Raw genomic sequence first — 25,453 nt, 5'->3', positions numbered from 1 at the left:
CTTTTTTGTGGCTGGCAGGGAGGCCGTGATGGCGTTAAGCGATGTGGCGTTATGCGCACGCGCACTGGTGATGATCGGGGTAAGCCCGATTGCATCCTTTGCCGAGGAAACGGTGGAGGCGGAAGTGGCGGCGATGTTGTACCCCGCACTGCGTGACGGGATGCTGGCGGCGTATCCGTGGCGGTTTGCCGCGCGGGGCAAGTGGCTGGCGCGGTTGGCGCCGCCTGATGATGAAAAAGGCCAGTTGGCCCGCGATGACAGGCAATTTGCCCTGCCGGGGGATTTTATAAGGTTGTTGTCGCTGGAAAGTGGTGCCGGGCAATTGCCGGAATTTGAATTGCGCAAGGGTGTGATTGTATGTGGGGCCGAGCGGGCATTTTTGAATTATGTGGGGCGGATGCCTGAAGCATCGTTGCCGGTATGGTTTGATATGGCCCTGATGGCGCGGCTGGCAGCGGAATTTTGCCTGCCGTTAACCGAAAGCGGCAGCCGGGCGGAATATTTGCAAAAGCGGGCAGACACGCTGTTTCATCAGGCGCGACTGGCTGATGCCCAGCAATCGACCCCGCGCCGGATTGAGGATTTTCCCTTGCTGGAGGCACGGGGGTAATGGCGCGCAGTGTTTTGGAAAAAACCACGTTCAGTGCCGGGGAACTGGCACCGAAATTATGGGGCCGGGGCGATATTGCCGCCTATCGCAACGGGGCGGCCAAATTGCGCAATGTGTTTGTGCTGCCATCGGGCGGGGTGTGCCGCAGGCCCGGTGTGCGGTTAATTGATGAGGTATCGGGGCCGGTGCGGCTGGTGCCGTTTGAATATAATGTCGATCAGCCGTTTCTGGTGGTGTTCTGGCATTTGCGGGCCACGGTTTATGCGGGCGACAGTGTGGTGCAGGAATTGACGACACCGTTTGAAAGCAAACATTTGGGCCAGATCAGCTGGACGCAAAGTGCGGATACGTTGCTGGTGGTGCATCCTGATGTGGTGCCGATCCGCATTGTGCCAAAGGCGGATGCAGACTGGCTGGTGACAAGCTGGGTATGGGGCGAAACCACCACCAAACGCCAGCAACCCTATTACAAATTTGCCGAACCTTATGTGTCGGTAAAACCATCGGGGGTATCGGGGACGGTTGGCCTGAGTGCCAGTGCCGATGTTTTTGTGGCAGGACACGTGGGAGGGCAATGGCGGGTACAGGGGATTGAGGGGGAAATAACCGCGGTTGCCGACGGCAAACATGCCACCCTTGCCCTGCGTGAACAGTTGCCCAATGCCAATGAAACGCAGGATTTTGCCGAACCGGCCTTTTCCGCCGTGCGGGGCTGGCCGCGCAGTGTGACCTTTCACCAGGACCGGATGGTGATTGGCGGGTCGCGCGATTTGCCCAACCGGTTGTGGATGTCGCATTCGGGGGCGTTGTTTAATTTTGAACTGGGCGAGGGGCTGGATGACGAAGCCATTGAGTTTGCCTTGCTCGCCGACCAGGTAAGTGCGATTGCGGCGGTGTTTTCGGGCCGGGATTTGCAGGTTTTTACCAGCGGGGCGGAATGGATGGTCAGCGGGACACCGTTAACCCCGCAAAATATTCAGGTGACGCGGCAAACCCGAATTGGCAGTGCGGCAGACCGCAATGTGCCCCCGGTTAACATTGACGGGGCAACGGTGTTTGCGGCACGCAATGGCACCGAAATACGGGAGTTTTTATTTACCGATCTGGAGCAGGCATACGGTGCTGCGGACTTGGCGTTGTTATCGAGCCATTTGATTAATGCGCCGGTTGATCAGGCCTATGATGCAAGGCGGCGCCTTTTGCATGTGGTGATGGGCGATGGCACGATTGGCACATTAACGCTTTATCGTAGCGAGGGTGTAACCGCCTGGAGCGGGCAGGAAATTGACGGGGCGTTTCGCAATGTCGCGGTGAGTGGTGGCGACGTTTATGTGGCGATTGAACGTGCGAACCGGTTTTATCTGGGCCGGTTTGATGAGGATGCCGGGTTTGATTTGACGTTAACGGCGCACGCGGATGAGGCCACACCCCAATGGGGACAGTTTGGGTTGTTAGATGGCCTGGAAGTTGGGGTGTGGGCAGGAAGCCAGCTTTACCGCGACGTTTTGATTTCGGGGGGTAGTGTGCAGCTTGCAACGCCGGAAACACAGGTGATGGCGGGTTTGCCGTTTCGCCATGAAATTGCAGCCTTGCCCCCGGTGGGCGGCGATGGATCGCGGCCTTATGGCGGGTCGAGCTTGCGGTTGATTTGTGCGACGTTTCGCCTGCATGACAGTGCCGGGATGGCGGTGGATGTGGGGCGCGGCATGCGCCGGGTGCCGTTGCGCAAACCGGCAAGCGGGCGGGTTCTGGACCAGGCAAACGGGTTGTTTCGCGGCGAGGTGACGGTGCGGGCCATGGGGTGGAAACGCGGTGGGCAGAATGGATTGTGGCGCATTGCCGGGGATTTGCCCCGGCCTTTTTTATTGCTGGGTGTGAGTAGCGAAGTGGGGGTGAATGACTGATGGGGGGATTTTCATCGTGGGTACCGGTGGTGGCAAATGCGGTGCAGACCGGAACCGAAATTGCAGCCAGCCAGAAACAGGCCAAAAAAGCGGCCAGCCAGGTTGATGCGCAGCGCCAAAGCGAGCAGCAGGCACTGACGGCACAAAAGGCCAGCGACGATGCCGAGCGCGCCCGCAAATTACGCGTGCAACAGGCGAGTTTGCGTGCCGCACAGGGCGCGTCGGGCCTTCAGGCCGGGGCGGCAGGGTCGGCCAGTGCGGTGTTGGCAGGGGTGCAGCGCAGTTTGCTTGATGTGCAGGACGCGGCCAATGGGGCCTTTGCCCGGCAAAGCAGCAGCATTGACCAGCGCGCGCAATATAAGCGGCAAAATTTGCTGGATACATCGCGTTACAACACGTTGTCGCAAATTACGTCGTGGTTTGCGCGGCGCGATAATTGGGGAGGCTAGACCATGGGTGCAATTTTTGCCAATGGCGACCCGGCAGCGGTGCGATATGAAGGCGACGGGGAAAGCCGGGAATTTCCGTTTGAATTTGCCGTGTTTGCCGCATCGGATGTGAAGGTAACGATGAATGGCAACGAGATTAGCGAAGGTATTGGCGTTACCCTGAATACCAGCCAAAGCAGCGGCGAAACCGGCGAAGGCAGTGTGATGGCCAGCGGCGGCACGGTGACGTTTGCCAAAGCCCCGGTGACGGGGGCCGATATGTTGATATCCCGGCGGTTGGGATTGCGCCGGTTAAGCCATTATGACAGCGGCAGCAGCCTGCGTGCCGATGTTTTAAATGCCGATTTTGATTATGTGCTGGCCGCCCTTGGTGATGTGGAAGCAGGATTTGCCAGCACATTGCGGATGCCTGACGGGGCGATTAATGCCAGCGGGGAGGGGGTGTCGGCCCAATTGCCCGGCCCGCAGGCAGGCCGGGCGATTATGTGGGATGAAACGGCGCGCCAGTTGGTAAACGGGCCGGATGGTGCCGCGATTGCCGGGGCGCAGGCAGCAGGCGAAATGGCGAACCGCGCGGCAAATGAAGCCAGCGCAGCGGCACAGCAGGCGCAATCATCGTTTGCCGGGTTTGTCAGCCAGTCGGCCACGGCGGTTTTGCAGCTTGATTGTCGCACCGGGCGGGCATTGGCCTATCAGGATGAACGGCGAATGCCGATGGTTGACGCGCCGGGCAATGTGACGCTGACCCCCCGGCAAAGCGGGGTGGTAGTGCGGGTTTCGAACGGTGGGCGGATTACGCTTCCGCCCTGCCAACCCAGCCGCAACGGTGTGAAATTTCGCATTTTTAACGGGGATGGCACGGCGACCGATATTACGACGGTGGGTGTGGATGTGCTGCACCCGGTGGATGGTGGTGCGGAACGGGCCGTTTTTGCCCTGCCGATGCGCGGCGATGCGGTAGAGGTGTTTTGCGATGGCAACCGCTGGCAGGTGCAAATTTTGCGGTCGGGCGGGCCGCTGGTAAAAATGTTGCGCACGCAACAACAGGCGATCCCGGCCAATGGCGAGTTTATTGTGGAATGGGACAGTATCGTGACTGACAGCCACGGTCTTTATCATGCCGGATATGACGGCATCGCCAATGTTCCACCAGGGCATTACCATTTTGACATTGGCGTGTGCATGGAACTGGCGGACCAGTCGGTGCAGGGCATGGTGTTTGTGGAGCGGTTGGGGGCAGGCGGCTGGAACATGCATTTGCAAGGCGTTGATACCCTGCCCAATGGGGCGGATGGGCGCAAAATATTGCGATGCAGTGGCATTGCCCGGGCGGGCATTGGCACAGATAACGCCTTTCGGGTGCGGGTGGCACATGGGGCGAGCGACACGCGCCATATTGTCGCAACCAGTTTGGCAAGCTGGTTTCATGCGGTGCGGCTGAGCGCCTGAGTATCGTTCGGTTTGATATGTGAGGGGGACGGACCCCGCCAGCACCAGCGCTGGCGGGGTTTTGTTATGCCCGGTGGCGGCTTTCAAAACAGGACAGATGATATGGCGATGCGGTTTTTGCCGTTGACGGATTATTTGCAGGTGGCGCGGAGCAGCACCACGCATGTGAAGGATGAAACAGGGGTGGTTACGGAAATTGCTGCAAATATGCCCGCCTTTGAATTTGATGATGACGGGCGGGCCCTGGGCCTGCGTATTGAGGGGGCATCGGCAAATTTGTTGCGCCATTCGGCGAATTTTGCCAATGCGATTTGGGAAAAGGATGCGGGGGTAACGGTTTTGGCCGGGGCGGGAACGGCCCCGGATGGCAGCGCAAATGCAACCCGGATTAATTTTGCCGCCGGGACGGGCGGGATTTATCAGCGGGTGGATAATCTGGCGTCGGGGGCGACCCATGCCTTTGCGGTATGGATGCGTGCGGTGAGTGGCACGGCAAATATAACGCTGGGCGGGGTAAACGGGGCGTCGCAACATGGGGTGACGCTGGGTGAACGCTGGCAACGGGTGGGGTTTGCCGAGGTGGCATCGGCCACCAGCCGGTATCCCAAGATCAGCACGGCGATTTCGGGGGCGGCGGTATCGGTGCTGGTGTGGAATGCGCAGCTTGAAGCCGCACCGGTTGCGAGCAGCGACATGATCAGCAACGGTATTCCTGCCGCGCGCGCTGGCGATGATGTGCAACTGGATTTATCCGATGGCTGGTTTATGCCCGGTGCCGGAACGCTGTTTTTTGATCTGGCGTTACCTGCGGCCTGGAGCGGGATCTGGCGGGTGATGCAGCTTTATTCAACCAGCCTGAATAATGACCATCTGGATTTGGCCTATGACAGTGCGGCGGACCAGTTGCGCATCAGCCTGCGCAAAGGCGGGCAGCAATTGATTACGCAATCGCTGTATGGCGCACTGGTGCCAGGTCAGCGCAACCTGGTGGCACTGGCGTTTGATGATGATGACATTGCCGTCGCCACCCAAAACGGGGTTTTAAAATCGCCCCCCGGTTTTGCATTGCCGCGTAATTTTCAAACACTGGGGATCGGGTCTTACGCAGGCACGGCAAGCCAGCTTAATGGCTATGTGCGGGCGATGTCCTATTGGCCGGGGCGGCTGGGCGATGACCGGCTGGTCGCCCTTTGCACCAGCGGGGCGGTGTAACATTGGCGGATATCAGAACCGGGGCGGAATGCCGGAATGAAGGGGAAGACGCCACGGATAGCGGATTTTCCGACGAGGACCGCGGGCGGCTGGCACGGTTGCGAAGCGAGCTTTTGCGCAGTTTGCCAACCGATATTCGCCGGGCACGCAAGGCGTATCATCGGGTGGCACGCGACGCGGCCGACGTGATGGATGCCAAGGGGATTGTGAACCATCAGGCCGCGTGCAAGGCCGCATTGGCGCATGTGGAAAGCCTGATCAAACTTTTGCGCTGGGTTTGTGACGAAGATTTGGCCGCAGAACCGCCGGTTCGGAAAAACGGCACCAAGGATATTGCTGATCGGGCGCATGTGGAGGCAACGGAGCAGGGGGGCGATGAGGTTTCACAGCTGATTTTGGCTGCCAGAACCGCAATGCAAAGCGGATGATTTGAAAAATCGGGGTGGTTTTTAAAACCGGTGTGACCTGAAGGGAAGGGGGAGGCAAAATGCAGAAATGCCAGGCCAGCCTTGCCGAGTTTGTCTGGATATGGAACCGGAAACTGGGGCAGGGCACACCGGCGCATCATCAGAAAATGGCGCAGTGGTTGCAGCACCATAATGATCATGGCCCGCGTGAGTTGTTGCTGATGGCGTTTCGGAACAGTGGCAAATCGACCATGGTGGGCCTGTTTTGCGCGTGGTTGCTGTATTGCAATGCGGATTTGCGCATTCTGGTGTTGGCAGCCGACCTTGATTTGGCAAAAAAGATGGTGCGCAATGTGAAACGCATTGTGGAACGCCACCCTTTAATGAAAGCAGCCGTACCGGGGAAGCTGACCGATTGGGGGGCAGAGCGTTTTACCATTAACCGGCCCGGCGAGTTGCGCGACCCGTCGATGCAGGCGGCGGGGATTGGTGGCAATATTACCGGGTCTCGCGCCGACGTGGTGATTTGTGACGATGTGGAAGTCCCGAAAACCTGTGATACCGCGCATAAACGCGAGGAGTTGCGCGAAAAACTGGGCGAGATTTCCTATGTTTTAAGCCCCGGCGGGATGCAGGTTTTTATTGGCACACCGCACAGTTATTATTCGATTTATGCCGATGAAACCCGGCCCGAAACCGGCGAGGATGCCCCGTTTTTAAACGGGTTTTCACGGTTTTGTTTACCGATCACCGATGAAAACGGTTTGTCAGCGTGGCCGGAACGGTTTTCGGCGGCGAAGATCGACCAGATCCGCGCCCGAACGGCGGCGGGTAAATTTGCCAGCCAGATGATGCTGGAAATGGTGCCGCCTGATATGGGCGATCTGGACCCGGCCCGAATCAAACCCTATGACGATGAAACCGAATTTGAAACGGCCAATGGCGAACAACGATTGCGCATTGGGGACCGCCGTATGGTGGCGGCCAGTTGCCATTTTGACCCGTCATTTGGCGGCAAGGGGCAGGACGGGGCGGTAATTGCTGCTATTTATATGTGCGATCAGGGGGAATACTGGTTGCATGATGTGGCCTATTTGCAAAGTGACCCTGCCTGTTTGGACCGCGAAGACGAAGCCAGCCAGCTTTGCCGCCAGGTGGCCGCATTTGCAAAGCGGCACCATTTACCAGTGGTGCGGGTGGAAACCAACGGCATTGGCCGGTTTTTGCCCAATATTTTGCGGCGCTGCCTGAAACAGGCCGGATGCCTGACCGCCGTGGTGGAATTTCACGAAACCCGCAACAAGGAAGCCCGCATTGCCGATGCCTTTGGCGCGGTATTGGCGGCGGGGTTGCTGCATGGGCAACGTAATATCTGGCGCACCCCGTTTATTCGTGAAATGCGCGAATGGCGGCCCAATGGCGGTAACCGCGATGACGGGCTGGATGCGGTGGCAGGGTGCATCTTGGCCGAACCGGTGCGATTGCCACGGGTGGTGCGCCCGGATTTCGGACGGGATTGGCGCCCGGCCAGCACCATTTTGCAGGGTGATCCAGATTTTGATCCTTGATTTCAAATCAAAATCAGTTGGTTAGAACAAGTTTTGAAAAATGTTTCCTAAAAGTTGCGGGCGCTATTGTTTTTAAGGCACATCCACCTAATCTATATCAAAGGATAGTATCGAAGCGTTTTTACTACCCTAAAGAGATTTTTGATGTGGTGGATGACAGGCCGCCGGTGACATGAATGTTACCCGATGCCGCCCGGATCAAGGAGGTCATGAGATGTTGCGTGTCGGTATTTTGCTTGCCTTGTTGCTGGGCGCTGTTTGGTTAACGACGCCTGCGCATGCCGCCCCGCCCGTATGCGGGGACCGGGCAACGGTTTTAAAAAGCCTGAGCAATAAATATTCCGAGCAGCCCGTTGCGGCGGGTGTGGCATCTAACGGTGGGGTGATTGAGGTGTTGAAAGGACCGGATGGCAAAACCTGGTCGATCCTTTTTACCTATCCTGACGGGCCAAGTTGCCTGATTGCCACGGGGGAAGCATGGCAGGAAATTGCCTTTGCCGTGAGTGGCCCGAAAGCCTGAGATTACAGCCACATGTGCGCCACCTGAAAGGGTGTTTCGGGCGAAGTGAATGCCGTGTGCCTGATGCCTGACGAATACGAATAGGGGGACGTTTCTTAATGATGAGAAACTCCTGAACTGACCCGCCGGTATATTCCGGCGGGTCTTTTTTTTGGAGAAAACAATGGCAGCAGGACCGGTGGATTTGGGCTGGTGGCTGACAATGGTGGAATTGCCAGCATTGGCGGCGTTGTTTTGGCTGATCTGGCGTAGCCGGGTGGAATTGCAGCGCAGGATAGATGTTAGTGCCGCGCAAAACACAAGTGATTGCCAGGAAAACCGCGATGGACTGGCGGCTTTCAAGCTGGACGTTGCGCGCAATTATGTGTCGATCCCGTATTTGAAGGATGTGGAACGGCGGTTGACCGCACATTTGTTGCGCATTGAAGCCAAACTTGAACATCGGGACATGTGATTTTACGCAAAATGAAAAACAACGGGGATATTGAATGATCAGGGACACGCAAAAGACAGAAACAGACATGGCGGCGTTGGCGGAATTATCGCCGGTCAATATTTTGGCACGCACCCTTTACGGCGAAGCCCGCGGCGAAGACCTGACCGGAATTGAAGCCGTTGCCTGTGTGATCATGAACCGGGTGACGGTGGCAAAACGCCGGGGAGGGTATTGGTGGGGCAATGATGTTGTGGCGGTGTGCTTGAAGGCCGGGCAATTTTCGTGCTGGAACCGGGGCGATCCCAATCGGGAAAAACTGCTGCGCGTAAACGAACGGGACCTGGCCTATCGTTTGTGCCGCAGGGTGGCCAGTCGGGCCATCAGCGCCAGGCTGCCCGATATCACGCACGGGGCGACGCATTATCACACGTTGCAATGTGACCCGTGGTGGGCACACGGCCATGTGCCGGTTTGTGAAATTGGCAATCATGTTTTTTACGACGATATCGGTTAGTCGCCCTGTGATAACGGGGCGTGGTTTGGTGTGCTTTTTCCCAACAGGCGAGGTTGAAAAATGATACCGGCATTATTGGCGCAAATCGGTTTGCCCTTGTTGATCAAGGCGGTGGGGGCAGGGTTGGATGCGATTGACAACCCGCTGGCGAAAACGGCGGCCAAAGGATTGCGCGATGTGGAGGCGGCGGTGGGACAGGGCGTGGTCGGGGCGGATCAACTGGCCGAAGCCAACCGCCATACCGAGGCGATGGTGCGCGCCGAACTGGCCCATGACAGCACGGTGGTGCGGGCCGTGAACCAGACGATCCGGGCGGAAGTGGCATCGGACGATGCGTTTGTGCGGCGCTGGAGACCCAGCTTTGGTTATGCGATGGCCCTGACCTGGGTGTTGATGATGGGGGCGATTGCGGCAGCCATTGTAATGACGCCGTTACAGGCCCCGGCGATTATTGCTGCCCTTGTTAATACCAGCCCGATCTGGGGTGTGGCCCTGGCGGTTTTGGGGATTTCGGTGGTGAAACGCAGCGGCGATAAACGCCGGGATGGCTGATGTTAATGCTGTGTGGTTTGGGAAGCAGGCTTTGTAACCGGAACCAAACGGGCTGTTGTAACGTTGGCAGAATATGAATTCTGAACAATCACATAGCCAAAGCAAACCTGATTCCAAAAACGATAATCCGGTGACCGGCATTATTGACCAGCTGGTTGAAACGGGCCGGGTGAATGGTGACGTAACGCTGGGCGAAATGACCCATGCGTTGCGGTTTCGCAGTTATGGCCCGTTTTTGCTGGTGCCGGGGTTGATCGGTGTATCGCCCCTGGGTGCCATTCCCGGTGTGCCAACGTTGCTGGGCCTTTTGATTGCCCTGTTTGCTGTGCAAATCGTGTTGGGCCGCAAGCATATCTGGCTGCCTGATCTTATTGAACGGCAATCGGTGGCCGGGGCAAAGCTGGAACGGGCGATGAAAAAAATGCATCCGGTGGGGCAATGGCTGGATCGGCATTTTCATGAACGGCTGGAAGGGGTGTTAACCCACCGTACCATTCGGATTGCGGCGGGAATTTGCCTGTTGCTGGTGGTGCCGATGCCGTTTTTTGAACTGGTGCCCTTTGCCGCGGCCCTGCCAATGGTGGCGGTGGTCGGGTTTGGTCTTGCCATGACATTGCGCGATGGAATGGTGATGATTGCGGCGGGCATTGCCGCCCTTGTTGCCCTGATCGGCTGTGTTACCCTGATGATATAAATAAGGCCCGGCCCGCCGATGGTGGCGGGCCGGGCCTTTTTGTATTTAAAGCAGAAATGGCTTAATTGCCGGTTTTGGCCGTTTGCCCAAACAGGATTTTCTTGCTTTCTTCGGTCACGGTCGGCGTGAAATGGTCGGCCTTGCCTTTGGCATAGGCATCGATTGTGCCCTTGCGTTCGCCAATCGCGGTAAACCAGCGCTTCAGGTTGGGGAAATCATCCAGGTTCTGTTGCTGGCGCTCATGGGGAACGATCCACGGATAGCAGGCCATATCGGCGATGGAATAGTCATCGGCAATGAAATCGCGGCCTTCAAGGCGCTTGTTTAGGACACCATAAAGACGGTTGGTTTCATTGACATAGCGATTGATGGCATAGGGGATTTTTTCGGGTGCGTAGGTGCCAAAATGATGGTTCTGGCCCAGCATCGGCCCAAGGCCACCCATTTGCCAGAACAACCATTCCATGACAGTTGTGCGACCGCGGATATCATCTGGCAGGAATTTACCGGTTTTTTCGGCCAGGTATTGCAAAATGGCGCCGGATTCAAAAACCGAAATGGCGTCGCCGCCGTCGGTCGGGGCGCGGTCGATGATGGCGGGCATGCGGTTATTGGGGGAAAAGGCCAGAAATTCCGGCTTGAACTGGTCGCCGGCACTGATATTGACCGGGTGAATTTCGTAATCCAGCCCGGCTTCTTCCAGAAACATCGTGATTTTGTGGCCATTCGGGGTCGGCCAGTAATAAAGCTCGATCATGGGGCATACCTTTTTTCAAATTGCCATGCCAAAGCCTGAGTGAACAGGCACTGTCATTTCCCTGACAGATTTATAATTTATCGGCAAGGCTTGCGTTTGATCAACAATGGCACCATTGTAGAATGATCGTTTTAAAACTCAAGCAATTCGCCGAATATTTTGGCGACAGGAGAGCCTGATGATTCGTTTTTATTTTCACCCGACCCCGAACCCGGCCAAGGTTGCCCTGTTTTTGGAAGAAGCCGGGCTGGAATATGAAGCCATTCCGGTTGATACCAAAAAAGGCGAGCAATATAGCGATGCCTATTTGAAGATTAACCCGAACGGCAAGGTTCCCGCGATTGTGGATACCGATGGCCCGGGCGGCAAGGAAACCCGGGTTTTTGATAGCTCGGCCATTTTGCTCTATCTGGCGGATAAAACCGGCAAGTTTACGGGCAAGGAGGAAGACCGTGGTGAATTGCTGTCGTGGTTATTCTTTATTGCCAGCGGCCTTGGCCCGTTTTCCGGCCAGGCGGTGCATTTTCAGCACGCCGCCCCGCAGCCCAATGACTATGCCATAAACCGCTATCGCCGTGAAATTGAACGCCATTACGAAGTGGTAAACACCCATCTGGTCGGGCGCGACCATGTTGTCGGCGATGATTACACCATTGCCGATATCTCGCTTTGGGGCTGGATCGACCGCGCGCCGATGGTGATGAAAGGCGAAAGCATTCCGCTTGAAAGCTATCCGCATCTGGCACGCTGGTTTGATTTCATCAATTCCCGCCAGGCCGTGGAACGCGCCCGCAAGGTTTTGGCGTCGCACAGTTTTAAAACGGAAATGGATGATATTGCCAAACGTGCGCTGTTTCCGTCGAATTTTCCACGCTAATTGTTCGTAAGCCGCTAAAGGGGTGGGCAGTTTTGCCTGCTCCTTTCATTCGTCCATAGACATTCTAACGGATAGTTTGACGTTAGCCTTCCTTCCTGTTGCCCGATCTACGTAGTTGCCGTAAAGTCCGGACCATGAACGAACAGATTATTTATCGGGTTCTTGGCAGCGATGAATGGGCGGAAGCCCTGTCGCATGGCGAGTATCTGGGCGCGCCACATGATGTGGCCGATGGCTTTATTCATTTTTCGACCCATGACACGCTGGCGGCGACGCTGGCGCTGCATTATGCCGGGCGGGACCATTTGAAACTGTTGCATGTGCCCGTGGCACCCATTGCGCAGAACATCAAATGGGAACCGGCGCGCGGCGGAACGCTGTTTCCGCATCTTTATGCGCGTTTGTCGGTGCAGGATGTTTTTCGGGTAGATGATGTGCGCCTTGATGAGAACGGCGTTCACATTTTGCCGGAAGATTTGCGTTAGGCGACTATCACATCTTTTGAAGGTGGCGGAGTTAGGGTTTTTCTATTTTTTGATAGACCCGACCGCCGCCTTTTTTTGTGCCGGTATCGATAATGCCGGGGAATTTTCCGGCCCGAACGGCATTCATAAAAGCGTGGCCGCGTTTTACCTTGTCACCGATATAGAGGGTGTCCCAGTCCGGGCCGTAAATTTCGGGAAAGTGAAAATTTCCCGTCGGCAGTTGATTGATCTGGTGACGCAGACGGATAATTTCTTCGTCGGTCATAGTGGCCCCGGCCCGGTTTCAGGTTGGAAAACATCAATATTTTACCTGAACAAGGCTAACAGTTTTATGGCATCGGCAACAGGGCGGAAAAACCGGCCCTGTTGCCGTGATAGTCAGATATTTGGGCCGGGGTTAAACCAGTTCGCCCAGGGAATTGGGGGTGAAGGTTGAAATTTCATCCCATTTCTCGGTGCGGATTTTGGAGGCCCATTGCGGGTCGCTTAGCAGGGCACGGCCAACTGCGATCAGGTCAAATTCATCGCGTTCCATGCGGGTTAGCAGTTTTTCAATGCCCGCATTGCTAACCGTTTCACCGGAAAACGAACCGATGAAATCGCCCGAAAGGCCAACAGAGCCAACGCTGATGGTGGCGGCACCGGTAATTTTTTTGGCCCAACCGGCAAAGTTAAGGCCGTTTTCGCCATCAATTTCGGGGAATTCCGGTTCCCAGAAACGGCGCTGAGAGCAATGGAAAATATCGACACCGGCATCGGCCATTGGTGCCAGCCAGCTTTCCATTTCGGCCGGGCTGGTGGCAAGACGGGCTGTGTAATCCTGCTGTTTCCATTGTGACAGACGGATGATGATCGGGAAGTCAGGGCCAACGGCCTTGCGCACGGCGGCAACGGTTTCAACGGCAAAGCGGGATCGTTCGGCAATGGTATTGCCGCCGTATTTGTCATCCCGGTGGTTGGTGCCATCCCAGAAGAACTGGTCAATCAGATAGCCATGTGCGCCATGAATTTCGGCAACGTCAAAACCCAGGCGTTTGGCATCGGCGGCGGCTTTGGCAAAGGCGGCGATGGTGTCGGCAATGTCTTCGTCGCTCATGGCGTTGCCACGGGGTTTATCCGGGGCTTCAAGGCCGGATGGGCTTTCAACCGGAACATCGGGCAGCCAGTCGCTCAGGAAGCTGGTGACAGACCCTGTATGCCAGATTTGCGGACCCATTTTGCCTCCGGCGTCATGGACGGCATCGATGACGCCTTTCCAGCCGGCAAGGGCAGCATCGCCGTGAAAAAAGGGAATGTTGCCTTCATTGCGTGATGCCGGGCGGTCAATCACGGTGCCTTCGGACAGGATCAGGCCAACGTCACCTTGTGCGCGGCGTTTGTAATAGGCGGCATTTGCCTCGCCGGGAACGCCTGCCGGTGCCTTGGAACGGGTCATGGGAGCCATGACAATGCGGTTGGCAAGCTCCAGGGATTTGATTTTAAAGGGTTTGAAGAGAACGTCGCTGGAAGTCATCGGTTTTCCTTTGAAAAAGTGAATTGCTGTTTAGATATAAAAAATATACTTACTGTCAATCAGGCACCTAAACACAACCAGGTATATTCGAGGAAACCATATGGACGACTATAATGGAATGTGTAACCCGCAGCGCTTCCATGTTGACTGCCCCAGCCGGAAGCTGTTTGACCAGATCGCGGACAAATGGTCGATGATGGTCCTGACTGTTCTGGATGGTGGCCCGATGCGCTTTAATGCCATTCGTCGCCAGCTTGAAGGAATTACACAAAAGGCCCTGACCCAGACTTTGCGCCGTCTGGAGCGCAACGGGCTGGTGGAACGACAAGTGATCGCCAGTTCGCCGGTGGCGGTCCAGTATGAAGTGACAACACTTGGTCGCCAGTTAAAGGAGCCGTTCAAGGCGCTGTATAAATGGACCATTGATAATATGGACACAGTGGAACAGGCCCGTGCCGCCTATGACGCGCGAATTGAAAAGGAAGCGCGCGTTTCGCAAGGTTGAGCCGTGTTGCAGGCAGGAAGATAAGGATAATGGCGAGACATGACTTGCCCCGGCGTGTTCGCCCGCGTAAGAAAAGGGACAAGGACAAACAGATGGATGGAGCCTGACGGGTGGGGTGGTATAAAACTTTTGTTTTACCGGTGGTGCGCTGGATTGATCCGGAATGTGCGCATGGTATGGCCCTGTGGGCGTTAAAGCATAATCTGGTGCCAAAACCGGATGGCGCGCGCGATGCTACCCCTGTTCTGGAATGCGAGGTTTTCGGGCGCAAATTTGCCAATCCGATTGGTCTTGCCGCAGGCTTTGATAAAAATGCCGAAGTTCCCAACGCGATGCTTGATCAGGGTTTCGGGTTTGTCGAAATCGGGTCTGTTACGCCGGAACCCCAGTCGGGTAACCGCAAACCCCGTTTGATCCGTTTGTATTCCGACCGTGCCGTTATTAACCGGATGGGGTTTAATAATGACGGGTCGGCAGTGGTGGCGACGCGCCTGCGCAAACGCGCGCGGCGGGGCATTTTGGGGGCCAATCTGGGCAAAAACAAATATGCCGCCGATGCCGTCGATGATTATGCCAGGGGTGTTCGGGCATTGGGCCGGTATGCCGATTACCTGGTGGTGAATGTATCGTCACCCAATACGCCGGGCCTGCGAGCGTTGCAGGGGCGTGAACCGCTGGCGGCGTTATTGTCTGCCGTGCTGGTGGCGCGAGACGAGGCGGCACTGGGGGTGCCGGTTTTGTTGAAAGTGGCCCCGGACCTGACCGAGGATGACAAGGCCGATATTGCTGCTGTTGTGCTGGATTTGAAAATTGACGGCATGATTGTTTCAAATACCACGATTGATCGCCCGGTCGGCCTTAACAGCTATGAGCAGGGCGAAGCGGGCGGGTTGTCCGGCCCGCCATTGATGGCGCCATCGACCAAGGTGCTTGCCGATTTTTACCTGCTGACCAAGGGCCAGGTGCCATTGATCGGCGTTGGCGGGGTGACATCGGGCAAGGATGCCTATGAAAAAATCCTGAATGGTGCATCATTGGTGCAGCTTTATTCAGCACTGGTTTATCACGGGCCGGGGCTGGCGCAGGAAATTAAGGAAGACCTTGAAAAGCGATTGCGACAGGATGGATTTGCATCGGTTGGGGATGCTGTTGGGGCCGCCTTTCCGGAAATCAGCGGCAAACATGCCGCGATTGACGAGGTTGTGAAGGCAACAGGCATTTCCTCGGATATCGAGGCAGGGCAGAACCCGGATGTAACCCCGGATATAACCCCTGATGCGTCCCCGGTGGTGAAACCCGATGTCGGGGAAAAAGCACCAAACACGCCCAAACAGGATTAATCTGTTTTAGCTTCCCTGATTTTGACGCGGGCATTTTCGGCCCGTCTGATGTTTGTTCCATGCAGGAGAACCCGATGCCGCAAACCCCGTATCAAATGATCAATGGCTTGTCCGAGGTGATCGGCAATTATGACGCCGTTATTCTGGATTTGTGGGGGGTTGTGCATGATGGTGTTACGCCTTATCCCAGCTCAATTGCGGCGATGACAGCGTTAAAGGAGGCCGGTATTCCGGTTGCGTTGTTGTCCAATGCGCCGCGCCGTTCCAGTGTGGTGATTGCACGTATGGAAGATATGGGCATTGACCGCGCGCTTTATGGCCCTGCGGTGGCATCGGGGGAAATTGCCTATCATCAGCTGCGCGACCGGCATGATGAATGGTATGGCAAGCTGGGGCGCAAGGTGTTTCGGGTGGGGCCGGTGCGCGATCATTCAATGTTCGAGGAACAGGACGTTGAAGTTGTTGAAACCCTTGAAGATGCTGACTGGATACTGGTTACCGGACCCGATGACGACCATGATGCGGTTTCGAATTATGAAGATATGCTGCATTTGGCATTGTCACGGGAATTGCCCATGTTGTGCCCGAACCCGGACCGTGAAGTGATACGCGGCGGGGAACGCATTATTTGCGCAGGTGCCATTGCCGGGCGCTATGAAGAACTGGGGGGCAATGTGCGCTGGGAAGGCAAACCCCTTGCCAGTGCCTATGATTTTTGCCTGCAGGCGTTTGATATGGGGCCGGATGCACGGTTGCTGGTGGTGGGGGATTCCCTGTCAACCGATGTTGCCGGGTCTAATGCAGCGGGGCTTGATATTGCTTTTGTAACCGGTGGGATCCATGCCGAGGAACTTGATGCCCCGCGGGGTACTTTGCCCGAAAAGGCACGGCTGGACCAGTTACTTGAAGTGACCGGTCGCCATGTAACCTATGCCATGGGCGATTTTTGCTGGTAGGATATATTGATTCTGGTGTGAAACACGAACGCCGCCCGGTTTTCGGGCGGCGTTCGTTGTTTTTGCCAAAGCCTGATGAGGATCAGATGGCAGCCGCGCGGTTTGCATCGATATAAATTTCGCGCAGGCGCTTGGCGATGGGGCCAGGTTTGCCATCGGTAATGGCGACGCCGTCGATCTCGACCACCGGATACACAAAGGATGATGCCGAGGTGATGAAGGCTTCTTTTGCCTTTTGGGCTTCGGCGATGGTAAAGGCGCGTTCTTCGACTTTCAGGTCAAGTTCGGCAGCACACTGCAAAATGGCCTTGCGGGTGATGCCATGCAGAATGTCGTTGGACAATTCACGTGTGATGATGGTGTTGTTTTCATCCACGATATAGGCATTGTTCGACGAGCCTTCGGTTACTTTGCCATCCAGCACCAGCCAGGCATCATCGGCGCCTTTTTTGGCCGCTTCGTTTTTAACCAGCGACGAATAAAGCAGCTGAACGGTTTTAATATCGCACCGGCGCCAGCGCTGGTCGGGGAAGCTGGCGATTTTCAGGCCGCGTTCGGCAGCGGCACTTTTGATGAGCGATTTGGCCTGGGTAAACAGAACAAGGCCCGGTTTAACGTCGTCTGACGGGAACATGAAATCGCGATCTGCGGCAGCACCGCGCGAAACCTGCAAATAAATCAGGCCTTCGGTGATGTCGTTTTTGCTGATCAGGTCGCGGTGGATGGCCAGCAGGGCATCGCTATCGACGGTAAAGTTAATACCGAGTTCTTTTAACGAGCGTTCAAGGCGGGTCATGTGGCCGTGAAAATCGATCAGCTTGCCGTCGAGAACCGATGTTACCTCGTAAACGGCATCGGCGAACAGAAAGGCGCGATCAAAGATTGAAACGGTTGCTTCATTTTCCGGCACATACTGGCCGTTGACATAAACAGTACGCATTTGATTTTCCTGGTGGTTCAGATCGGCTGCCGATCCCGCAAAGCAATATGGGCGCTTCCAAACATAATGTGCCTGCCAACTCTGGTTAAATGCAGGCATTACAACGCTGTTAACCAGATAGCACAGCTTTGCTGTCCTTGTCGCTGTGCGCTTTTTTTATTGCACCAAAAAGGTGAAATGTTGTTTGGCTGGGCTAAAAGGCAGGTATAATTGCGCACCAGGAAGCAAGGTTTCCCCAATTTTTCGTATAAAATTGCAAGATTGGCAATGGGTGTGGACTGTTGCCGAAAATGGGCAAGGTTTTGCGTTAATTGGTCATGACCAGACCATATTTACTGACCAGCCGGGCATATATGCCGTTCATTTTAACTGTTGCCAGGGCTGCGTTAAAACGGGTCAGCAAGGTTGCGGTATCGGGATAGTTTTTTGACGTCATAAGAAACAGGCCTTCACCGGCCACCAGCGGTTTTTTCAGGGTATAGAATTTCGCGACTTCTTCGGGGGGGAAAAGCTGTTCAATAATATACCAGCCAACAGTGGTGGCCGTTGAAAACAGATCAATACGGCCGATTTTCAGGCGTTTGAAGTTTTGTTCCTCGGACAGGGCATATTGAACATCCAGCCCGGCTTTTTCGAACCATGGTTCATAATAATAACCCTGAATTCCGCCAATTTTATAAGGAAGAAGATCGGTCAGTTTTTCAAACGGAATGTCGGGTTTGCTGCCGTCTTTGCGATAGGCAAAAAAATGTGAATCTGCGACATAGACCGGGTCGGAAAACAGAAATGATTGTTCGCGTGTTGCAGTTTTGCGGTAGGGAAGGGTGGCCCATATATTGGCATTGGCGACTTCCTGCTCGCCCCGTTTCCAGGGGAAATATTGAAAATCAAAATGCACACCCATTTCTTTGCCAATTTCGGCAAACAGTTCGGGAATAAAACTGTTTTTTGCATCGGGCAGGATATAGGGCGGATATTCATTGGTGGCGATGACCAGCGATGGCATCGCCCGCACGGACGTTGTCGAGAGGATCAGCAAGGCTGAAAAAAGCTTGATTTTTCCCAGCAGATTCATGGTGGTATTTCCCCGGTGTCGTCCAATAGAAGCAAGACAGCAAACAGGTGATCTGTTTGTATTTGCTATATATGGGAATGATCCAGACAGATTTTAGCCCCTTATGCATGTTCCAAAAAAGTTAAAGGCCGCAGCATTCATGCTGGCGGCCTTTAACGAAAACATGTCGATAGATTGACATGGGACCGGGCAGATCAGACCGGTTGGCTTGAATGCGGTTCGCTTGCCGGGGGCAGGCGCAGTTCGCTTTCGCTGTCAAAAAGATGGGTTTTATCCATGTTAAAGGCGATTTGAACGGTGCTGTCGATGGCAAGGTCGGGCCGGGCAAGGGTGAAGATTTTAACCGGTTTGCCCGCCAGGGTTACATGAACCAGTGTCGACAGGCCCATGGGTTCGATCAGGTCCACATTGGCGGTAACCGATGGCACACTGCCGTTTTCAACAATGTCGATATGTTCTGGCCGCGCACCAAGGGTAACTTTTTGGCCGTTGCTGGCATTGGGTGTTGCCAAAACCGGGATAACGGTACCGTCATCAAGTGTCATGGCGGCCGTGTTACCGGTTGCCTGATACGTACCCGTCAGGAAATTCATTGCCGGTGAGCCAATAAAGGAGGCAACAAAGATGTTTGCCGGACGGTCATAAATTTCAAGCGGCGTTCCCACCTGCTGCACAATACCGTCATACATGGCGACAATGCGGTCTGCCATCGTCATGGCTTCGATCTGGTCATGGGTGACATAAACCGATGTTGCGCCAAGGCGACGGTGCAGTTTGCGAATTTCCGTACGCATTTGTTCGCGCAGGCGGGCATCGAGGTTTGACAGCGGTTCGTCAAACAGGAATGCCTGGGGCTGGCGCACAATGGCCCGGCCCATGGCAACCCGCTGGCGCTGTCCGCCCGAAAGGGCCTTGGGGCGGCGTTGCAACAGGGCATTGAGGCCCAGAATACCGGCAACATTGTCAATCGCGGCACTGACTTTTTCCTTGGCGGTTTTGCGCAGGGTCAGGGCGTAGCTCATGTTTTCGGCAACGGTCATATGCGGGTAAAGGGCATAGGACTGAAACACCATGGCGATATCGCGGTCTTTGGGTTGCAAATCGTTTACAACATTGCCCCCGATGGCGATATCGCCTGATGTGATTTCCTCAAGCCCGGCAATCATGCGCAACAGCGTTGATTTGCCACAGCCCGACGGGCCAACCAGCACGATAAATTCCCCGTCCTGAATATCAAGATTGATGCCGTGCAGAACATCGACGGCGCCATAGCTTTTGCGGGCATTGGTAATTTCAATTGAAGCCATTTTGTCCTCGTTTATCCTTTAACGGCACCAGCCGTCAGCCCCTGAACCAGATAACGCTGGATCAGCAGGAAGAAGGCACAGGCAGGGATCAGGGCCAGCACACCGGCAGCCATCATTTGTCCGAAATCGACACCGAATTTTGAAACAAAACTCAGCAAGCCAACCGGGAAGGTAGAGGCCGATTCACTGCTGACCAGCATCAGGGCGAATAACAGTTCCGACCATGCCGCGGTAAAGACAAAGCCAAGGGTGGCGGCAATACCAGGCAGGGTGAGGGGCAGGATGATGCGGCGGAAGGCCTCAAACCGGGTGTTACCGTCAATCATGGCGGCTTCTTCCAGATCCTTGGGGATGCCATCAAAGAAGGATTGCATCAGGAAGGTGGCGAAGGGCACGTTAAAGGCGGTGTAAACAATGATCAGCCCGGTCAGGCTGTCGGTTAGGCCCAGCGGGGCCAGAATGCGGAAAATTGGCGCAATCAGCATCACCAGCGGAAACATCTGCGTGATCAGCATCAGGGCAACGATGATGATTTTGCCGTTAAAGCGAAACCGAGAAAACGCATAGCCCGTGATGGCGGCAATGATGCAGGTAAACAGGGCGGTGCAGCCCGAAACAATCACTGAATTCATGAAGTAATGGGGGAAATGGCTTTGCGTCAGGACAAAGGTGTAATTGTCCCACGTTGTGCGTGACGGCCACATCCGCACACCTTCGGTATAGAGAATGTCGTTGGGGGTCACCGAAACCTTAAGCAGCCAGTAAAGCGGAAACAGCGCAAAGGCAACGAAAGCCGCGATCATAAGATAATGCGCGCCCCAATAGATCGTTTTGCGAAGCGGAAATTTTCCGGGCGTTGACATGTCCGAATTCCTTTGGGGTTAACTGTCGGCGTGGGTCATGGCGCGACGCAGCGCAATAACGCCCAGCGCATAGGCCAGCAACAAAACAAGCAACACAGCCGCAATGGCCGAGGCGTAACCAAAATCAAGGCGGCGGAAAGCCTGGGTGAAGATGTAGCTGGCGACGATCTGGGTTGAGTCAGCCGGGCCACCTTTGGTCATCACCACAATTAAATCGGCGAAATTGGCGATCCAGATGGTGCGCAACATCAATGTGATGGCAATGGTCGGTGCCAAAAACGGGATGGTGATGCTGACAAATTGCTGGCGCGTTGTGGCACCGTCAATGGATGCGGCTTCGTATAATTCACCGGGAATGGATTGCAGGGCCGCCAGCAGGGTGATGGCAAAAAACGGAATACCAAACCAGATATTGGCAATGATCGGCCCCCACATTGCCAGATCGGGATCCGACAAAATGTTAAAAGGCGTATCCATAATGCCAAGGCTGGTAAGCCAATGGGGCAGCGGACCCACAACGGGGTTAAACATCCATGCCCAGTTAAGCCCGGACAGAAAGGTTGGCACGGCCCAGGGCAAAAACACCAGCGCCTGAACCAGCCTGCGGCCTGCAAACTGGCGATTAAGCAGCAATGCCAGAACCAGCCCCAGTGTAAACTGAAACGCCAGCGAGCCAAAGGTCCACCAGGCGGTATTGATCAGCGCGCCGAGAAACGCACTGTCATGCATAAGGGCCTGAAAATGGGCCAGACCGACAAAACCGCCGCTGAACGGGTTCAGAATACGAATATCGCGAAAGGCATAGCTTAAGCCCAGAATAAGGGGCATCAGCATAACCGCGATGATCAGCACCACGGCGGGCGAAACATAATAATAGGGTTCAAGTATGCCGGAAAGCCTGCGGGAAAATACGCCCCGCCTTGCGGCGGGACGTTTTCCGACATCAGTCATGTTGGTCACGGGTTTGTCGCCATCCATTTCTGCTGGGCCGGGGTCAGGTAATCGGCCCACTGTTTGCCCAGTTCTTCGGGGGTGATGCGGCCCAGAAGGGCTTCCTGGCTGGTGCGGATCACCAGGGAATCTTTAAAGAACGCAAATTCTTCAAGATGGGTGGGCATCACGGTCGGATGGACATCGGGGTCCGAAAGTTCGGCAAACCAGCCTTTGAACTGGTCGGATGCAAAGAACGGATCGGATTCAGCCCCTTTGTAAATCGGCAACGCGCCAATGCGCTTGTTCCAGGTCAGGTTGGAATCCTTGCTTTCCAGATGCGAAATCAGTTTCCAGGCTTCGTCTTTATGTTCGCTGGATTTGAACATCGACCAACCGGCATAGCCAATGGTCGGGAATGCCTTGCCAGACGGGCCTTTGGGCATGGTGGTAATGCCGAAATCCTCGGCTTTCATGCGGCTGGAAATGGCGATCAGGGCGTCGGGGTCCTGGTCAAGCATGGCGCAGGTACCCGAATAGAACCCGGCGACAATTTCGTTAAAGCCCCAGTTCAGGCTGTCTTTCGGTGCCAGACCGTCTTTGTAAAGGTCGGTCAGGTATTTAAGACCCTTAACCCAGCCGTCGGAATCAAAGGTGCTTTCGCCGTCCTTGGTGAAAAATTCGTTCGAGCCGGCCGCTGCCGCACCAAACATCACCCAGCCGTTCAGGCCACCGGGGCCACCGCGCAGGCAATAGCCTGATTTGCCCGGCAAGGCTGAAACCTTTTTGGCGGCTTCGCGGAAATCTTCCAGTGTTTTGGGAACTTCGGTAACACCAGCTTCCTTGAACAGCTTTTTGTTATAGAACATGGCACGCAGATAGAAGCCGTAAGGCAGCATATAGGCTTCGTTGCCAGCCGCGCGGGCAAATTCAAGCGCGCGCGAATTCAGGTTTTCGGTGGCATCCCAGCCCTTAAGGTAAGGTTCCAGGCTTTCAAGTGCGCCGTTATTGGCATAAAGCGTTAGCCAGGTATCGGGCATTTCGACGACATCGGGCGTTTGACCGGCCGAAACCATGGTGGCGAATTTTTCAAATGCCTGTCCCCAGGGCAGTGAAGTGATCTCCACATTCACGCCGGGATTGGCATCTTCATATTCCTTGACCAGCGTTTTAAGGGTTTCGGTGCGGTCCGGGCTGGTGATGACTTCGACCAGCTTCAAGGTGGTATCGGCGTAGGCATTGCTGGCCAGCGCAAGCGAAGCTGCACCTGCCAGAATTGTTGTCTTCCAGTTCATGTGAAGTCCCCTGTTAATGGACGTTTTGTTATTTAAAGGGCGGCATCGATGGCAGCAGACAGATCCGACCAAAGGTCTTCTGCATCCTCAAGGCCGATATGCAGGCGAACCAGGTTTTCAGGCACGCCAAAGCGCAGTGCCGAATTTGGCCCGCCGACCTGTGCCCGCGAAACCAGTGCAGGCACAACCAGGCTTTCATGCCCGCCCCAACTGACCCCGATTTTGAAAATGCCCAGGGCATCGCAAAAATTCGGGATGTTGACACGGGGTGAAAATTCAAACGAAAACAGTCCCGATGCGCCGGTTAAACCGTCGGGCAGATTGCGGCCCAGTGTCGGGTGATGAACGGCAACGACCTCGGGGTGGTCGGCAAGTTTTTGGGCAATGGCAAGGCCCGAGCGCTGATGTTCTCGCATGCGGGCAGGAAGCGTGCGCAACCCGCGCAACAAAAGCCAGGCATCAAAAGCCGAAAGTTTACTGCCCAGATAAGGCAAAATCTGCCCGCGCAAACGACCGATAAATTCGTTGTTCGATGCCACAACCCCGGCGACCACATCACTATGTCCGCCAAGATATTTTGATGCCGAATGAATAACAACATCGCAGCCCAGCGTTGCCGGTTGCTGAAATACCGGCGAAGCCCAGCTGTTATCAATCATGGAAATCGCACTGTGTTTGCGGGCGATTTCGCATAGTTTGGCGATATCGTGAACATGGAATGTCCAGGATGTCGGGCTTTCAAGGTAAAGCAGCTTTGCGCCGGGCAGGGCCTTGTCCACGGCATCGGGATCGCGGCCATCAACATAATCGACCGTAACGTTAAGGTCCTTGAGCATCATTTCAAAGAAACGATAGGCATCAGGGTAGAGATGCTCGACCGCGACAATACGGTCGCCGGGTTTTACCACCGAGAGAACCGATGCCGAAATGGCGGCCATGCCACTGCCAAAACCAAGGGCGTCTTCGGTTTTTTCCAGTTTGGCGATTTTTTCTTCAAAGGCGCGGACCGTCGGGTTCAGGCCGCGACTGTAAACGGGGCGGACTTTTTTACCGGCATAGGTATCGGCCATGTCGGTGAAGGATTCAAAAACAAACAGCGAGTTTTGAAAAATCGGCGGCACAACCGCATTGCCAAAATGGGTTTGATCATAGGCAACGACAGTTGACGGGGAAGACGTAACGACGGGGGGCTTATTGGTGTTCATTGGACATTCTCACGATGTCGTTTTCAACGACTTCCAGGATGGCGAGGGTATGCTGCCGGGCGCTTTCGGGGTCGCGCCGTTCGATGGCGTCAAACAGCATGCGGTGAAATTCAAACGAATCCCGGGCAAAATCGGGGCGATTAAACGGGATGGAAAAGAACGATTCAAAAGCTTCGCGCATTTGACCCAGCAATTGTTCAAATAGCGGGTTTCCTGCGGCCTTATAGATTGACAGGTGAAACACAAGGTCGGCCTGACCGGCCGTGCCTTCGCGTAAATGTTCGGCCTCCATTGCGTCTAAGGCTGTGCGCATTTCCTCGATATCTTCGGGGGATGCACGTTTGGCGGCCAAAACGCTGGCCTCGCATTCCAGCCCACGGCGAACTTCGAGCGTTTGCAGCAGGCCGTCGCGCTGGGTGGCAATGGAAAGCGGCATGTAAACGGTTTGTTCCGTGACCGATCGTTTCAGATAGGTGCCGGACCCACGGCGAATTTCAACAATGCCCAGGGCCTGCATATGGCCAATGGCCTCGCGGATGCTGGATCGGCCAACATGAAGGCCCGCCATTAATTCGCGTTCCGGCGGCAGACGGTCGCCGGGTTTCAAGTTGGTTTGAACGATAAAGCCGGTCAGCGCTTCCAAAATTGCATCGCGGCGTCCCGATGATGCAATGGGCGTAAAGCCGGTTGCCGTTATGTCTGCCACACTTTGATCCCTGATTTGTCGGTTATGCATCCTTGTCGGGCATATCTGGTATGCCGTCGGACATCAGACGTCAGACCAATTTGAGCAATGGGAAAGAGCGTGTCAAGATTAATGAAAGTTCACGACTGTTTTTTCATGATTTGCGAAAGAAAATTACAAGATGGCATGTGACAGGGGGGTATGGGGGTGCCGTGGATTTGTTGAGAAATATCACGGCAACAGCCGCTAAAACGCGTTTCGCACCCGGGGTGATGGCCTTGCTGCGTGCGGACAGGCAGATAGGGGGCGCATGCGCCGGGATCAAGATGGATTCGCATTCCCGCATGGCAAGCGTTTGGTGCGACGATGGGCGATGCCCCCGCCACGGGGCGTGGTTTTCTTGTG

28 protein-coding genes are annotated in these 25,453 nt (G+C 55.3%); 17 read left to right on the top strand and 11 right to left on the bottom strand.

Annotation, left to right across the window (positions count from 1 at the left end):
• The first annotated feature begins 28 nt into the window (after nucleotides 1–28).
• The 12 genes from J4E05_RS05980 to J4E05_RS05925 all read left to right on the top strand — a co-directional run bounded on the left by J4E05_RS05980 (nucleotide 29) and on the right by J4E05_RS05925 (nucleotide 10,315).
• Nucleotides 29–610, top strand: a complete 582-nt coding sequence (locus J4E05_RS05980) for a phage connector family protein (protein ID WP_349593318.1) — start codon at nucleotides 29–31, stop codon at nucleotides 608–610.
• Entirely contained in the window at nucleotides 610–2,514 is a 1,905-nt protein-coding gene (locus J4E05_RS05975) for a phage tail protein (RefSeq protein ID WP_349593315.1), read from the top strand. The genes J4E05_RS05980 and J4E05_RS05975 overlap by 1 nt, the downstream gene beginning before the upstream one ends.
• Nucleotides 2,514–2,963 (top strand): hypothetical protein, encoded by a 450-nt coding sequence (locus J4E05_RS05970; RefSeq protein WP_349593312.1) that lies wholly within the window; start codon nucleotides 2,514–2,516, stop codon nucleotides 2,961–2,963. Before J4E05_RS05975 ends, J4E05_RS05970 begins: the two co-directional genes overlap by 1 nt.
• A gap of 3 nt (nucleotides 2,964–2,966) precedes the next feature.
• On the top strand, nucleotides 2,967–4,412 hold the full coding sequence (locus J4E05_RS05965; protein WP_349593310.1) for a hypothetical protein: 1,446 nt from the start codon (nucleotides 2,967–2,969) through the stop codon (nucleotides 4,410–4,412).
• 102 nt (nucleotides 4,413–4,514) lie between these two features.
• A complete protein-coding gene (locus J4E05_RS05960) occupies nucleotides 4,515–5,624 on the top strand; it encodes a phage head spike fiber domain-containing protein (RefSeq protein WP_349593307.1) in 1,110 nt (369 codons plus the stop codon).
• Between the two features lie 2 nt (nucleotides 5,625–5,626).
• On the top strand, nucleotides 5,627–6,052 hold the full coding sequence (locus J4E05_RS05955; protein ID WP_349593304.1) for a hypothetical protein: 426 nt from the start codon (nucleotides 5,627–5,629) through the stop codon (nucleotides 6,050–6,052).
• Nucleotides 6,053–6,111: 59 nt separating this feature from the next.
• Nucleotides 6,112–7,599, top strand: a complete 1,488-nt coding sequence (terL, locus tag J4E05_RS05950; protein WP_349593301.1) for a phage terminase large subunit — start codon at nucleotides 6,112–6,114, stop codon at nucleotides 7,597–7,599.
• A gap of 214 nt (nucleotides 7,600–7,813) precedes the next feature.
• A complete protein-coding gene (locus tag J4E05_RS05945) occupies nucleotides 7,814–8,119 on the top strand; it encodes a hypothetical protein (RefSeq protein WP_085593649.1) in 306 nt (101 codons plus the stop codon).
• A 163-nt stretch (nucleotides 8,120–8,282) separates the two neighbouring features.
• Entirely contained in the window at nucleotides 8,283–8,573 is a 291-nt protein-coding gene (locus tag J4E05_RS05940; RefSeq protein WP_349593298.1) for a hypothetical protein, read from the top strand.
• Between the two features lie 34 nt (nucleotides 8,574–8,607).
• On the top strand, nucleotides 8,608–9,069 hold the full coding sequence (locus J4E05_RS05935) for a cell wall hydrolase (RefSeq protein WP_349593295.1): 462 nt from the start codon (nucleotides 8,608–8,610) through the stop codon (nucleotides 9,067–9,069).
• Between the two features lie 60 nt (nucleotides 9,070–9,129).
• A complete protein-coding gene (locus J4E05_RS05930; protein ID WP_085593646.1) occupies nucleotides 9,130–9,621 on the top strand; it encodes a 3TM-type holin in 492 nt (163 codons plus the stop codon).
• Nucleotides 9,622–9,694: 73 nt separating this feature from the next.
• A complete protein-coding gene (locus tag J4E05_RS05925) occupies nucleotides 9,695–10,315 on the top strand; it encodes an exopolysaccharide biosynthesis protein (protein WP_349593292.1) in 621 nt (206 codons plus the stop codon).
• 61 nt (nucleotides 10,316–10,376) lie between these two features.
• Here the strand turns inward: J4E05_RS05925 and J4E05_RS05920 are convergent, their stop codons facing one another.
• Complete coding sequence (locus tag J4E05_RS05920; RefSeq protein ID WP_085593644.1) at nucleotides 10,377–11,072, bottom strand: glutathione S-transferase N-terminal domain-containing protein; 696 nt, start codon at nucleotides 11,070–11,072, stop codon at nucleotides 10,377–10,379.
• 178 nt (nucleotides 11,073–11,250) lie between these two features.
• Between J4E05_RS05920 and J4E05_RS05915 the strand changes: the two genes are divergently transcribed.
• Nucleotides 11,251–11,949 (top strand): glutathione S-transferase family protein, encoded by a 699-nt coding sequence (locus J4E05_RS05915; protein WP_349593288.1) that lies wholly within the window; start codon nucleotides 11,251–11,253, stop codon nucleotides 11,947–11,949.
• A 134-nt stretch (nucleotides 11,950–12,083) separates the two neighbouring features.
• Nucleotides 12,084–12,434, top strand: coding sequence for a DUF952 domain-containing protein (locus J4E05_RS05910; protein WP_085589206.1), 351 nt, complete (start codon nucleotides 12,084–12,086; stop codon nucleotides 12,432–12,434).
• Between the two features lie 31 nt (nucleotides 12,435–12,465).
• On the opposite strand, the gene J4E05_RS05905 is transcribed toward J4E05_RS05910, so the two are convergent.
• On the bottom strand, nucleotides 12,466–12,699 hold the full coding sequence (locus J4E05_RS05905; RefSeq protein WP_349593285.1) for a DUF1413 domain-containing protein: 234 nt from the start codon (nucleotides 12,697–12,699) through the stop codon (nucleotides 12,466–12,468).
• A 132-nt stretch (nucleotides 12,700–12,831) separates the two neighbouring features.
• Entirely contained in the window at nucleotides 12,832–13,947 is a 1,116-nt protein-coding gene (locus tag J4E05_RS05900; RefSeq protein ID WP_349593282.1) for an NADH:flavin oxidoreductase, read from the bottom strand.
• A 100-nt stretch (nucleotides 13,948–14,047) separates the two neighbouring features.
• Here J4E05_RS05900 and J4E05_RS05895 point away from each other — a divergent pair, with 100 nt between their 5' ends.
• From J4E05_RS05895 to J4E05_RS05885, 3 genes are all read left to right on the top strand, one after another.
• The gene (locus J4E05_RS05895) at nucleotides 14,048–14,452 is read left to right on the top strand and encodes a winged helix-turn-helix transcriptional regulator (protein ID WP_246832872.1); all 405 of its coding nucleotides are present in this window, start codon (nucleotides 14,048–14,050) and stop codon (nucleotides 14,450–14,452) included.
• Nucleotides 14,453–14,562: 110 nt separating this feature from the next.
• A complete protein-coding gene (locus J4E05_RS05890) occupies nucleotides 14,563–15,792 on the top strand; it encodes a quinone-dependent dihydroorotate dehydrogenase (RefSeq protein ID WP_349593279.1) in 1,230 nt (409 codons plus the stop codon).
• Between the two features lie 74 nt (nucleotides 15,793–15,866).
• Entirely contained in the window at nucleotides 15,867–16,748 is an 882-nt protein-coding gene (locus J4E05_RS05885) for a TIGR01459 family HAD-type hydrolase (RefSeq protein ID WP_349593276.1), read from the top strand.
• Nucleotides 16,749–16,830: 82 nt separating this feature from the next.
• On the opposite strand, the gene J4E05_RS05880 is transcribed toward J4E05_RS05885, so the two are convergent.
• The 8 genes from J4E05_RS05880 to J4E05_RS05845 form a co-directional block, all read right to left on the bottom strand.
• Nucleotides 16,831–17,688: a D-amino-acid transaminase gene (locus tag J4E05_RS05880; RefSeq protein ID WP_085589498.1), complete on the bottom strand. Its 858-nt coding sequence runs from the start codon at nucleotides 17,686–17,688 to the stop codon at nucleotides 16,831–16,833.
• 307 nt (nucleotides 17,689–17,995) lie between these two features.
• Nucleotides 17,996–18,763 carry a substrate-binding periplasmic protein gene (locus tag J4E05_RS05875; protein WP_349593273.1) on the bottom strand — a complete coding sequence of 256 codons (768 nt, stop codon included), beginning with the start codon at nucleotides 18,761–18,763 and terminating at the stop codon, nucleotides 17,996–17,998.
• 194 nt (nucleotides 18,764–18,957) lie between these two features.
• Entirely contained in the window at nucleotides 18,958–20,070 is a 1,113-nt protein-coding gene (locus tag J4E05_RS05870; RefSeq protein WP_349593270.1) for an ABC transporter ATP-binding protein, read from the bottom strand.
• Between the two features lie 11 nt (nucleotides 20,071–20,081).
• Nucleotides 20,082–20,933: a carbohydrate ABC transporter permease gene (locus J4E05_RS05865; protein ID WP_085589218.1), complete on the bottom strand. Its 852-nt coding sequence runs from the start codon at nucleotides 20,931–20,933 to the stop codon at nucleotides 20,082–20,084.
• Between the two features lie 18 nt (nucleotides 20,934–20,951).
• Nucleotides 20,952–21,884, bottom strand: coding sequence for a carbohydrate ABC transporter permease (locus J4E05_RS05860; protein ID WP_085589500.1), 933 nt, complete (start codon nucleotides 21,882–21,884; stop codon nucleotides 20,952–20,954).
• A 5-nt stretch (nucleotides 21,885–21,889) separates the two neighbouring features.
• Entirely contained in the window at nucleotides 21,890–23,158 is a 1,269-nt protein-coding gene (locus J4E05_RS05855; protein ID WP_349593268.1) for an ABC transporter substrate-binding protein, read from the bottom strand.
• A gap of 32 nt (nucleotides 23,159–23,190) precedes the next feature.
• Nucleotides 23,191–24,363 (bottom strand): aminotransferase class I/II-fold pyridoxal phosphate-dependent enzyme, encoded by a 1,173-nt coding sequence (locus J4E05_RS05850; protein ID WP_349593265.1) that lies wholly within the window; start codon nucleotides 24,361–24,363, stop codon nucleotides 23,191–23,193.
• The gene (locus tag J4E05_RS05845) at nucleotides 24,350–25,069 is read right to left on the bottom strand and encodes a FadR/GntR family transcriptional regulator (protein ID WP_349593262.1); all 720 of its coding nucleotides are present in this window, start codon (nucleotides 25,067–25,069) and stop codon (nucleotides 24,350–24,352) included. Before J4E05_RS05845 ends, J4E05_RS05850 begins: the two co-directional genes overlap by 14 nt.
• Between the last annotated feature and the right edge of the window lie 384 nt (nucleotides 25,070–25,453).

Origin of the sequence: Thalassospira sp. NFXS8, from assembly GCF_040148805.1 — a bacterium.
Taxonomy (GTDB): domain Bacteria; phylum Pseudomonadota; class Alphaproteobacteria; order Rhodospirillales; family Thalassospiraceae; genus Thalassospira.
Note: the sequence above shows the minus strand (reverse complement) of the source record. Positions and strands in the feature narration are given on the sequence as shown.